9 protein-coding genes and 1 pseudogene are annotated in these 11179 nt (G+C 73.5%); 3 read left to right on the forward strand and 7 right to left on the reverse strand.

The genetic code is table 11. The features are described 5' to 3' along the window. Positions 1–251: 251 nt before the first annotated feature. Both ACFV9M_RS14560 and ACFV9M_RS14565 read right to left on the reverse strand, forming a co-directional pair. Positions 252–1037 carry a thioesterase II family protein gene (locus ACFV9M_RS14560; protein WP_385065712.1) on the reverse strand — a complete coding sequence of 262 codons (786 nt, stop codon included), beginning with the start codon at positions 1035–1037 and terminating at the stop codon, positions 252–254. Positions 1038–1414: 377 nt separating this feature from the next. Continuing rightward, the gene (locus ACFV9M_RS14565; RefSeq protein WP_385065710.1) at positions 1415–1708 is read right to left on the reverse strand and encodes a hypothetical protein; all 294 of its coding nucleotides are present in this window, start codon (positions 1706–1708) and stop codon (positions 1415–1417) included. Positions 1709–1918: 210 nt separating this feature from the next. On the opposite strand from ACFV9M_RS14565, the pseudogene ACFV9M_RS14570 reads away from it, so the two are divergent. After that, positions 1919–2224: pseudogene (locus ACFV9M_RS14570) on the forward strand (VOC family protein); the annotation flags it as partial. Positions 2225–2416: 192 nt separating this feature from the next. Here the strand turns inward: ACFV9M_RS14570 and ACFV9M_RS14575 are convergent. Together ACFV9M_RS14575 and ACFV9M_RS14580 are read right to left on the reverse strand one after the other, a co-directional pair. Next, the gene (locus ACFV9M_RS14575) at positions 2417–3403 is read right to left on the reverse strand and encodes a TIGR01777 family oxidoreductase (protein WP_385065708.1); all 987 of its coding nucleotides are present in this window, start codon (positions 3401–3403) and stop codon (positions 2417–2419) included. Positions 3404–3483: 80 nt separating this feature from the next. After that, positions 3484–4323: a YhjD/YihY/BrkB family envelope integrity protein gene (locus ACFV9M_RS14580; RefSeq protein ID WP_385065705.1), complete on the reverse strand. Its 840-nt coding sequence runs from the start codon at positions 4321–4323 to the stop codon at positions 3484–3486. A gap of 507 nt (positions 4324–4830) precedes the next feature. On the opposite strand from ACFV9M_RS14580, the gene ACFV9M_RS14585 reads away from it, so the two are divergent. Both ACFV9M_RS14585 and ACFV9M_RS14590 read left to right on the forward strand, forming a co-directional pair. Further along, positions 4831–5148, forward strand: a complete 318-nt coding sequence (locus ACFV9M_RS14585) for a hypothetical protein (RefSeq protein WP_385065702.1) — start codon at positions 4831–4833, stop codon at positions 5146–5148. A gap of 245 nt (positions 5149–5393) precedes the next feature. Further along, positions 5394–6470: an NADH:flavin oxidoreductase/NADH oxidase gene (locus ACFV9M_RS14590; RefSeq protein ID WP_385065848.1), complete on the forward strand. Its 1077-nt coding sequence runs from the start codon at positions 5394–5396 to the stop codon at positions 6468–6470. A gap of 73 nt (positions 6471–6543) precedes the next feature. Here ACFV9M_RS14590 and ACFV9M_RS14595 read toward each other — a convergent pair whose 3' ends face one another. The 3 genes from ACFV9M_RS14595 to ACFV9M_RS14605 form a co-directional block, all read right to left on the reverse strand. Further along, the gene (locus ACFV9M_RS14595; RefSeq protein WP_385065846.1) at positions 6544–7848 is read right to left on the reverse strand and encodes a VWA-like domain-containing protein; all 1305 of its coding nucleotides are present in this window, start codon (positions 7846–7848) and stop codon (positions 6544–6546) included. Between the two features lie 44 nt (positions 7849–7892). Continuing rightward, entirely contained in the window at positions 7893–9260 is a 1368-nt protein-coding gene (locus ACFV9M_RS14600) for an AAA family ATPase (RefSeq protein ID WP_385065701.1), read from the reverse strand. Positions 9261–9388: 128 nt separating this feature from the next. After that, the gene (locus ACFV9M_RS14605) at positions 9389–10897 is read right to left on the reverse strand and encodes a hypothetical protein (protein ID WP_385065699.1); all 1509 of its coding nucleotides are present in this window, start codon (positions 10895–10897) and stop codon (positions 9389–9391) included. Positions 10898–11179: the final 282 nt, after the last annotated feature.

The following is an 11179-nucleotide window of genomic DNA, read 5'->3' on the forward strand; positions in this document are numbered from 1 at the left end:
ATCGACGTCCGGATGTGATCGTCGTCCGGATGTGATCGTCGTCTACCCCCGGCGGAGGAAAAGCCACAGAACCAGGACGGGTTGCCGGCCCGCCGGTGGATCACCGAACGCACCGGCCGGCTCGTGCGCACCGCCGTGACGCAGACATGCGGTGAGCGGCGGTCGCGCCGTACGGCGTCCGTGCGCGTGCGCTCGTGGGCACGTGCTCGTGCGCTCATGGCGGCGGGCGGCCCGGCCCGCGACACGGCACCTCAACCGCCGGGGCCCGCGGCACCGGCGGTCCGGGCGTGGTGAAGACAGCCGACGAGGATCTCGTTCACGGCTTCCCGGTGGTCGGCGAGGAAGAAGTGGCCTCCGCTGAAGACCCGCACACGGAACGGTCCCTGAGTGTGGGTCTGCCACGCGCCGGCCTCCTCGATGGTCGTCCTCGGGTCACCGTCGCCGGTCAGCACGGTGAGGCCGCAGCGCAGCCGCCGGCCGACGGGGCAGGTGTAGGTCTCGATGGCCGTGTAGTCGCCCCGGATCGCGGGCAGGGCCAGGCTCAGCAGTTCCTCGTCGCCGAAGACGGCGGAGTCGGTGCCGTTCAGGGATCGCAGTTCCGCGATGATGCCGTCGTCGTCCTGTTCGTGCACCTGCTCGTCGCGGTGGACGGACGGTGCGCGGCGGCCCGAGACGACGACGGCGCGGGGCGGGTTCACACCGGCCGCCTCCAGGCGTACGGCGGTCTCGAACGCGAGCGCCGCCCCCATGCTGTGGCCGAAGAGAACGGTGGGCTTCTCGCTGAGCGCCGTGATCTGTTCGGCCAGACGGTCGGCCAGGACTTCGAGGTCCGTGACGCACGGTTCATGGAACCTGTCCTGCCGGCCGGGGTACTGCAGGGCCACCACGTCGGTGTCGGGGGCGAGGGCCCTCGCGACGGGGTGGAAATAGGTGGCCGCACCGCCGGCGTGCGGAAAGCAGACGAGCCGGACGTCGCTGTCCGGCGAGGGCCGGTAGCGGCGGATCCAGTCCGTGCTCTGGTCGTCCCTGATCTGCAAGGCTGCGCGCCCCTTTCTGTCGGACCCCGGGCCCCGGGCCACGGCGGGCACGGACCCACGACCTCAGCGGTGTTCCGTTCCGGGCGAGAACCGGCCCGCACGTCACCGGTCCTCGGGTGCCGGCCGTTCTCGGGGACGTACCGGCCGGTCAGCCGTGCGCGGCGCTCCCGGTCACCCGGTGCTCGTCTCCCAGCCGGTGCCGGATCCCCTGGATCAGGGTACGGGCGCGCGGCGACAGAAGACCGAAAGAGCCGGCGTCACCGAGCCCATAAGCGTTCTCACACGGGCCGTTGAGGAACAACCGCGGCTACGCGCCGGTCCCGGCCCGGGGCGGCACGAAGGGGGCCCGCTCGACGCGGAGCACGGCCGTGTCGTCTTCAGGGTGTGCCGGCGGCCCCGGCGACGGTGTCGGCAGCGGCGGCCTCCTGGCCCCGGGCCATGACGAGAAAGCGCCGGACCGTTTCGAGGGGCATGTCGAGCCCCTCGGACGCGGACTGCTCGTCGCCGAACACCTGCACGGCCTCGGTGACGGCTATGGCCAGTTCGACCTCCGCCTTGCGGACCTTGGCCTCGGCCTTGTCCACCGTGTCGACCACCGCCAGCTGGCGGCGCTGCTTCTCCTGAAGCCTCTGTTTGCGGGACAGGGTTCTGTCAGAGTTCTGCACAGACATGACCAAGATCATAATCAGTCGGGTACGCGCCTATGAAATCGACAACTCACCCGCACCGGCGGGGCCTTCACGGCTCGAAGGCCCCGGGGTGCCGGGAGACCCTGGCGTACCGTCCCGACGGCCGGCCGGACCACGCCCACCGGCTCCTCACCTTGGAGCCGGGTCACTCGTCGAGCGCCTCGGCCATGGCGTCGAGGCCGGCCAGAAGGGCTGTCAGCCGCCGCGCCGGGATTCATCGCTCCGCTGGTGCGGGACGTGCCCGCCGCGGCCGCCTTCTTCGAGGAACACCTCGGGCTGCGACAAGCGCCCTCCGCACCGCCCCACGCGGTCGTCTTCGCCACCAGCCCGATCCCCTTCGCCGTCCGCGAGCCGCTGCCGGGCACCGACCTGGACGGCGCCACGCGCCCCGGTCCGGGCGTGGCGCTGTGGTTGCTGTGGCTGCGCACCACGGACGCCGACGCACTGCGCGAGCAGCTCGTGGCGGCGGGCACGCGCGATGTCACGCCGCTGCGGGACGAGGCGGCAGCGTGGGCGGTCATCGGCCACCGGGTCCGCATGAGCCACGCCGCCGCCGTCCAGACGCTCCTGGCCGAGCGGCACGAACGGCGTGTCGAGGTCGCCGGGCAGGAGATGTTCGCCTTCCCCGCCCCGCACGCCCTGCGGACGCGGTCGCCTGCTCTCGCAGTCGCCTGCTGCCCGTGTGGCCGTCTACACGGCGTGTCCGCTCGGTGCGCGGGCCCGCCCCGATGCCCCGCGCACCAGCCTGGCCCGCCGTACGAGGGACATGGCGGCCCTGCCCCACTCGGGATGCGTGAAGGCGAACCCGGCCGCGCGCAGCCGGCCCGGCACCACCCGACGGCTCTTCAGCAGCAGCTCCGTGTCCGAGCGCAGCGCGAACGCCCCCAGCTCGGCCATCCAGCGCGTCGCCGGCAGCCCCACCGGGACGCCCCAGGCCGTGCGCAGCGCCCGCATGAAGTCGCGGTGCGGAAGGGGGCCGGGCGAGGCGAGGTTCACCGGTCCCTCGAGGTCGTCCCGGGCGATCAGGAACTCCACCGCGCGCACGAAGTCCTCGTCATGGATCCAGGAGACGTACTGCGCGCCGCCGGCCACCGGCCCGCCCAGCCCGAGCCGTGCCAGCCGCGACAGCACGTCGAACACACCGCCGCGATCCGGGCTCATGACCATCGCCGAGCGCAGCGCCACCTTGCGGGTCGCGGGGGTCGGCGCCTCGGCCTGCGCCCGCTCCCAGTTCTCCGCGATCCGGACGCTGTACGCCCAGTGGTCCGGCACTGCGGCCTCCGAGCCGCCGATCACTCCGGTGGCCTCGTCGTGCGCCGCGTCGAAGCGGTGGGCGTAGACCGTCGCCGTGCTCATCTGGAGCCAGACGCGCGGTGGCCGCGCGGCGGCGGCGATCGCCTCGCCGACCACCCGCGCCGAATCCACCCGGGAGTCCATCATGGCCCGCAGGTTCTCGGCGGTGTAGCGGCAGGAGACGCTGCGCCCGGCCAGGTTGATCACGACATCGCAGCCGTCGACCGCCGCGGCCCAGCGGCCGAGCGTGGCCCCGTCCCAGCCGATGTCGTGCGCCCGCACGGGTCGCCGGGTCACGACCGTGACCTCGTGGCCGGCCGCCGTCAGCGCACGGTCGAGGATCGTGCCCACCTGTCCGGTTCCCCCGGGCAGCACTACCTTCATCGAACCCCCTCGGCTCTGCTCCGGATCAGCGTAGCCCCCATTTTTGAACGTGTTCAAGTAGGCCTCGGGCTTCTCCTCCGCTATCCGGTGCGATCCCGAGACTCCGGGGTGCCGAGGCGGCCCGCCAGGAAGGGTTCCCCGGAGAGCACGGCACCCGTGGTGATGCCGACGGCGATGGCCACGCACACCACGATCAGCCAGGAGAGCAGGACGAAGACCGAACCCGCGGAGCCGTAGTCGGCCAGCGCCCGGCCGAGGGCCCGGGGCATGTAGAAGTGCGCGGTGACGGACAGGCCGGCGACCGCGACCGCCGTGATGACGGCACCCGGCAGAAGGGGCGCCCAGCGGATGAGTCCGCCCAGCAGGAGGTGCTGCGTCCACCACCACAGAACCGTCTGGGTCACGAGGACGATCGGTACGCCCAGCCACGCTCCCAGGCCGAACCCGTCGCGCAGCGGCCCCTGCAGGAGCAGGAACCCGAGCCAGAGGAGGATCCAGGCCAGCCACCGCCAGGCAGCGATGCGCGTCCCGGCCCGGGGTATGGCCCAGGCCCGCTTGCACAGCCGCTGCATCGCGCGGCTCACGGCGGTGGCCGAGAGCAGCACCATCAGTCCGCCGACCACGCCGGTGGCCTGCTGGAGATCGTCGTTCGGGGGCTGGAACGCCTGCTGCAATTGGGCTTCCGCGTCCCCGGTCAGGCCGAAGACGGCACTCACCGAGGCGATGAGCTGTTCCTGCACCGCCGTCGGAGCGTACGCGCCGACGACGAAGAGCAACGGCACCGCGGTCAGGAAGCACTGGGCCGCCAGGCGGGTGGCGGAATCGAGGATGTTCACCGACATCATGCGGTCCACGAGCCGCGTGATCACCGGCAGCCGGGCCTCGAGACGGGCGTGGAGGGCTGTGGCCCGGGCAGCCACCTCACGCGTCCGGCCACGCCACCAGGACGGGCTCGTCACGGAGAGGGCCCGGCGACGCGTGCCGGGAGCGTGCTGCGCCCCGCCGGGCCGGCCGGGCGGTCGTCCTCGGCCGTTGCCGGCGTTCTCGGGCGGCATCAGACGCCGACGGTCGCGGTGCCCGCGCGTCGCGGCCGCATCCCGGCCACCGACGGGCCCCGTACGGACGTCTCCATCGAGTGCTCCCTTCCGGTTCCAGGGTGGGCGAAGGCGGAGTCCGTGGCACCCGGCGGTTCCGCCCACCGGCGGACGGTGCTGCTCCAGCCGTGGGGTCTGGTGGCCGCGGGTGCCCTGACCGTCGTGGAAGCCGACACCCGCGCCGGTCCCGGCCCCCTTCGGGCGGCGCGCACCGGGACGGCGTGCCACGGCATCACCCGTTCGACGTGTTTTGCCAGGTGAAAGCGTATGTGGACATCGTCTACCCATACCGTGAAATCACTGTTTCGACCGCACGGACGACCAGGAGGAGAGATGCCGAGCATCACGGGCGCGGGCAGGACCCGGTCGGGCCAGGGCTGGCAGAAGTACGAGGAGGGAGGGGGGATCTACCTGGACGTCGACACGTCGTCGGCGGGGTTCAGCGCGTCCTTCGACACGCCGGTCTACGTCCTCTCGCTGGGCGGGAACGGCACCCACTGGACCGTGACCGGTTCGTCCGCGGTGTATTCGCCGACCCACTCCGGCTTCCGCGTCTACCTGAAGAAGATCGACCCCAACGACCGCCTCACCGTGGAGAAGGCCCAGGAGTGGGGCTTCCACATCAACTGGGTCGGCGTGCAGAACTTCTAGCGCCGGCGACGGACGGCGTGCGAAGACGGCGCGCGACGGACGGCGTGTTCGCACCAGCCGGGTGGTACCGGCGCCCGGACTCCGGGACCACCCGGCCTCGCAACGTTTGGCACTTTACTTGCTTACGCCGTATATTGTGAACGAAGGTATATGCGTCGCGATAATATCGCCGCACGCAAGACTCGGCGACCGGGGATGACCAGTCCCCGGCACCGCTCGATCCCCCCAACTGTCCGGAGATGTACTTGAGTTCCCTGTTCGAGCCCTACGCGCTGCGTTCCGTGACGATCCCCAACCGGGTGTGGATGCCCCCGATGTGCATGTACTCCGCCGCGCCCACGGGCCTTGCGGAGGGGGTGGCCACGGACTGGCACTTCCAGCACTACGGAGCACGCGCGGCGGGCGGCACCGGGCTGATCGTCCTGGAGGCCACCGGCATCTCGCCCGAGGGCCGGATCTCCCCGTACGACCTCGGGCTGTGGAACGAGACGCAGGCCGGTGGGCTGCGCCGGATCACCGAGTTCCTCAAGAGCCAGGGCACGGTCCCCGGCATCCAGCTCGCCCACGCGGGCCGTAAGGCCTCCACCAGCCGGCCCTGGGAAGGCGACCGTCCGGTCGGCCCTGACGAGCACGGCTGGCAGCCGGTCGGTCCCAGCGCCGAACCGTACCCGGGCCTGAAGGTCCCGCACGAACTGACCGTCGAGGAGATACACGAGATCGTCGACCGGTGGCGCACCTCGGCCCGCCTCGCCCTCGCCGCCGGTTTCCAGGTCATCGAGGTCCACGGCGCCCACGGCTACCTGATCGGCAACTTCCTCTCCCCGCACAGCAACCGCCGCACCGACGCCTACGGCGGCAGTTTCGACAACCGCATCCGGTTCGCCGTCGAGGTCGTCGACGCCGTCCGTGAGGTCTGGCCGGACGACCTCCCGCTGTTCTTCCGTGTCTCGGCCACCGACTGGCTGGAGGAGGACGGCTGGACCCCCGACGAGACCGTCGCCCTCGCCCGTGTCCTCACCGAGCACGGTGTGGATCTCATGGACGTCTCCACCGGCGGCAACGCGGCCCGGGTCACCATCCCGGTCGGCCCGAACTACCAGGTGCCCTTCGCCGGCCGGGTCCGGCGCGAGACGGACATGCCGGTGGCGGCCGTCGGCGAGATCACCGAGCCCGAACAAGCGGAGAAGATCCTCGCCGCCGGCGACGCCGACGCGGTGCTGATCGGCCGTCAGCTGCTGCGCGAGCCCACCTGGGCCCGGCGCGCGGCTCGCGAACTCGGCGGGGACGTGCGCATCCCCGCGCAGTACGGCTGGCGTCCCTGAGCGGTCGACCGCACCCCCGAGGAGGCCGCCGACCCTAGGTGACCGGGTGGCGACGACACGCCACCGCGCTGCCTCAGCCGATGGTCACGACACGCGCCCAGGGCGGCGGGACGTCCGGGACGTAGTCGGCGTTCTCCTCGTCCACGAAACGGGCGGGACGGGGGAAGAGACCGACGACGGTACGGCAGGGCGGCTGCTCGGCGGGCCACGGGGTCTGCCCGTCCGACAGGGCGACGATCACGTCCGGGCGGGGCCGGGAGCGGAGCGCCCGGGCGAAACCGGAGCGCAGGTCCGTTCCCCCGCCCCCGACCAGTTCGATGTTCTCGGCGCGGCAGAGCGGGACGGCGACCCCGGCCGCCGCGTCGCACGAGATCACCGACACCAGGTCGCGCCGCCCGCCCACCGCCCGCGAGATCGCCGCCACCTCCAGCAGCGCGCCGCCCAGCTCGGCGTCGCTCACCGACCCGGAGGTGTCGATCACGACGCGGACCCGGGGCGGCGTACGGCGCAGGCTCGGCAGCAGTACCCCGGGGACACCTGCCGAACGCCGGGACGGACGCCGGAAGCTGTGGTTCTCGCCCACTCCCGGCGCACCCGCCGCCGAGCGGACCGCCGCCCCCAGCAACTGCCGCCACGGCTGCGGCGGATGGAACGCCTCGTCCGCCCACCGGCGCCACCCCTGCGGAGCGTCGCCCGGCCGGCCCTTGATCCCCTCGGCGACCCGGAAGCGGACGGCGTCCCGCTGCTGTCTGCTCAGCCCGTGCGCCCCGTAGGGCCCCAGCTCCCACGGCCGGTCCTGCCCGTCGGCGCCACTGCCGCAGTCCAGCCAGGCCAGGTCCGTGGCGAGCCCGGACATCGACGCCCTCCGCAGGTACTCCTCCATCAGTAGCCCGTCGGGCAGCCGCAGCAGCGACGGCAGCACGGCCCCGGCGGGCAGGGGCAGACCGTCACCGTAGATGTCGTCGTTGATCTCGAAGTCGGCGGCGATGTTGCGCCGCAGCCGCTCGCCCGGCCCGTGCTCCCCGTGCTGGCGCGCGTACCGTTCGCCCCTGCCGTGGTGGTCGCGGAGCAGGTGGGTGACCTCGTGCACCCAGACGCCGGCCAGCTCCTCCACCGGGGTGCGCGCCACGAAGCCCGGGGAGACGTAGCAGCGCCAGTGCGCGTCCACCGCCATCGTCGGCACCGTCCGGTCCTCCACCACGTGCAGCGCGAAGAGCGCGTCGGCGAGGTAGGGGCGGACCTTCACCGCGTGCAGCCGGGCGGCCAGCAACTTCTCCGTGTCCAACGGGAGTACGGGCCGGTCGTACGGCCCGCCGGGGCCGGCCGGCGGCCTCGGCAGGGCGGCCCGCGCCGGGCGCGGGGGCGCGGGCCGGGACATCGGGCGCGGCAGCGGGCGGGGGCCCGGGCGCTTCGCGGCCCCCGTCATCGGCGCGCCCCCGCCGCACGCCCGGCGCCGGCCCCCGCCACGGCCCGTCCCACCGATTGGTCGGCCCGCCGGGCGAGACCGACGACCCCGGCCAGCCGCTCCACCGCCTCCGGCACCTCCCAGTCGTCGCGCCGCAGCGAGGCCAGCGCCGTAGCGGGGGCGACCAGCAGGTCCGGGGCACCGGTCTCCAGCGCCCGGACCAGCACCGCCCAGCCCGCGTCCCATCGCCGCCGTTCCGGCCGCGCCCCGACGGCGGCCACCACCGCCTCCAGCGCGGCCTGACGCAGGTCGCCCCGCACCGGCAGTTCGGCGGAGGCCGGATCGGCCAGCAGCGTCTCCGGGTCCGGCAGTTCCATCCGGTCCAGATGTGCGAGGAACTCCAGTCCCGGCCCGTCCCCCACCACGCCCCGCACCAGCAGTGCCAGCACCTCCCGGGAGACGGAGGCCGCCGTGCCGAAGGCCAGCAGGGCCAGCGCGGCCTCCCAGCTCCGGGGCGAGGGCCAGGCGCCGCCGCGTCGCGTCTCGGTGCTCGGCAGCCGGTGGATCAGCGTCGGCCGGGCCTCCAGGAAGCCGCAGACCGCGCGCCGGGCGAAGGTCACCGCCTCCGGCAGCCGCTGCGGCACCAGCCGGGGCAGCTCCGCACGGGGCCAGACCCCGCCCAGCCCGCGCACCACCACCTCCCGGTCGTGCACCCAGTTCAGGTGCACGAACCGGTTGGCCAGCGGCGGGCTCAGCTCCCACCCGTCCGCCGCCGACGCGCGCGGGTTCGCGGCGGCCACGATCCGCACCCCCGGCGGCAGTCGCAGCGCACCGACCCTCCGCTCCAGGACGACCCGGAGCAGCGCGGCCTGCACGGCCGGGGTGGCGGTGGAGAGTTCGTCCAGGAAGAGCAGCCCCCGCCCGGCCCGCACCAGGTCCACGGCCCACTGCGGCGGTGCCATCGGCACCCCCCGCACCGCCGGGTCGTCGCCCACGACGGGCAGCCCGGAGAAGTCGGTCGGCTCGTGGACGCTGGCGATCACGGTGGTCAGCGGCAGATCGAGGGAGGTGGCGAGCTGTGTCAGGGCCGCGGTCTTGCCGATGCCCGGCTCGCCCCACAGCAGCACGGGCAGATCGGCCGCGACGGCCAGGGCGAGCGCCTCGAGCTGCTCATCGGGGCGCGGCTCGGTGGTGGTCGTCCGCAGGAGGGTCAGGAGGTCCTCCGCGACGGCGAGTCGGGCACCGGTCCCGGACCCGTCAGCGAGTCGGGCGCCGGTCCCGGACGCGTCGGCAAGTCGGGCGCCGGTCCCGGACCCGTCGGCGGGCAGGGGTGCGGGCGGGCCGGCGGCCGGGAGCGGGGCGGGCGGGAGCGTGCTGGGAGTCATGGCATCACCTTGGGTGGGATGAGGGAACGGGTCGGCCCGTCCGGATGTCGTGGGGAGAGTGGGAAGCGTGGGGAGCGGAACGCGCGCTGTGTCCCGGGGGTCGGGGTGGGAGGCGGCCGGTGGCCCGGTCAGCGGGCCAGGCCGGTGCGGGGCCGGGCCCGGCTGCTCCGCTTGCGGCGCACGGCGGGAGGCGTACGGCGGTCGAGGCGGGGACGGTGGCCCGCCTCCGCGTGCCCCCCGCCCGTGGTGTTCCCGCCCCCTGCCGCACCGGCACCGGGGTGCACCGAGACCAGTCCCGAGCGGAAGAGTCCGTGGTCGACGCGGCGGGCCGCGGCCGACTCCAGTTCCCGTCGGAGCGGCCCGTCGCGCAGGACCGCTCCCGGACCGAGCAGGCCCTCGACCACGGCCAGGGCACCGGCGACGTCACCGTGACCGAGCCGCTCCCGGACCGCGGGCAGTGCCTCCGGGGTGCGGTGCACCCGGTCGATCGCCCGCAGGCAGGGCAGCGCCGGCCCGCCGAGCGCCACCAGCAGTTCCTCGCGGCGCAGTTGGGCCGGGTCGTGATCGATCGCCGTCAGCACACCGTCGCGCAGCGCGATCCGGTGGACTTCGCCCCGGCACTCCACCCGGTGCGGGTCGCCGGGTCCGGGAACGGAGCCGGCCGCCGGCGCCCAGGCGGACGCCGTGACCGGGCCGGACGCCGCCCACGCCGCGGCGACGAGCGGATGCAGCCGGTCGGTCGTGAGCAGACCGGCCCGCAGCAGGACCAGATCCGGAAGGACCCTGGCCGCCGCCTCGGGCAGGACCGGAAGCGCGGCGGCCTCCTGCGGTGGCAGTTCCTCGCGGAGCGGCCGGAATGTCGGGGCATGGCTGTCGTCGGGGGCGACGAGTTCGAGCACGGCGCGGCTCCGCGCGCCGAGCCGCACGGTGAAGGCACCGCGTGGGCGCCCCTCGGCCCGCAGCAGCAGCTCCGCCTCGGCGGCCCAGTTCGTCCATGCCCAGGAGTGAGCGTGGGCGGTGGGCCGGTCGAGCTGATCCGGCAGGACCGGCCCGCCCGGTGCGCGGGGCCGGTCGGGCGGCGCCGAGGGCGGTGCTCCGCCCGCGCGGCACCGCCGCGCCAGTTCACCGCTCCGCCCGGAGTCCCAGAGATGCCGGTGCAGGTCGAGCCGGAAACGCCGGTCGGGATGCGGGTGCGGGTGATGTCCGGGGGCGTTCCCGGACTCCTCCCACAGGTCCAGCGACATGCGCTGTCCGGCGTCCGCCCAGGCCGGCGGTGTTCGCACCACCAGGTGCAACGGCGGGGCGCCGGAGAGCGCGTAACGGGCCAGGGCGAGGGTGAGGCCGGGCCGGAGCCGCCCGTCGGGGGCGATCCGGGGCATGTGCCAGCGCAGCAGATCCGGCGCCAGCCGGCGCAGGTCCGCGCGGAGACGGGTGACGAGATCGGTGCCGTGGCGGTCGCGCACGGCGCGCAGATCGAAGTCGACGTCGATCCGGGCGGCGGCGCAGGCCCCCGCCCAGTCACCGACCGCACGCCGTGCGGTCGCGGACTCGATCATGGACAGTGGCACGGCGTACTCGCGCACGCGCTGCCACATCAACAGGCGGGCGGGAACGTCGTTCGCGAAGTGATGTGCCATCAGCACTCACCTTGCGCGAACGATTCCCCCATTCCGTACGAGGAGAGGTTCTTCATTCCCCGCATCATAAGCACCATGATGATGATCTGTCAGTCCCATTTAATGGCGCTGCAATGGCGCGACCCCGCACGACCGGAGCGCTGTGCCGATATAGGCAAACCATTTCATCACGCACACTAAATCCGGCTATTCATGCTCATCATCGCTAGAAATGACAAGTTTTCAGACAAATAGCCTGACATCCCCCTTGCACCGATAGAGTCCGACGTGCGTGGAGAGCCG

Origin of the sequence: Streptomyces sp. NPDC059895, assembly GCF_042731035.1 — a bacterium.
GTDB lineage: Bacteria > Actinomycetota > Actinomycetes > Streptomycetales > Streptomycetaceae > Streptomyces.

What these genes read in the sequence shown, in the direction of transcription:
- ACFV9M_RS14565 (WP_385065710.1), bottom strand. Translation starts at nt 1,708, where the DNA reads ATGTCTGTGCAGAACTCTGACAGAACCCTGTCCCGCAAACAGAGGCTT.
- ACFV9M_RS14575 (WP_385065708.1), bottom strand. Translation starts at nt 3,403, where the DNA reads ATGAAGGTAGTGCTGCCCGGGGGAACCGGACAGGTGGGCACGATCCTC.
- ACFV9M_RS14585 (WP_385065702.1), top strand. Translation starts at nt 4,831, where the DNA reads ATGCCGAGCATCACGGGCGCGGGCAGGACCCGGTCGGGCCAGGGCTGG.
- ACFV9M_RS14595 (WP_385065846.1), bottom strand. Translation starts at nt 7,848, where the DNA reads ATGTCCCGGCCCGCGCCCCCGCGCCCGGCGCGGGCCGCCCTGCCGAGG.
- ACFV9M_RS14600 (WP_385065701.1), bottom strand. Translation starts at nt 9,260, where the DNA reads ATGACTCCCAGCACGCTCCCGCCCGCCCCGCTCCCGGCCGCCGGCCCG.
- ACFV9M_RS14605 (WP_385065699.1), bottom strand. Translation starts at nt 10,897, where the DNA reads ATGGCACATCACTTCGCGAACGACGTTCCCGCCCGCCTGTTGATGTGG.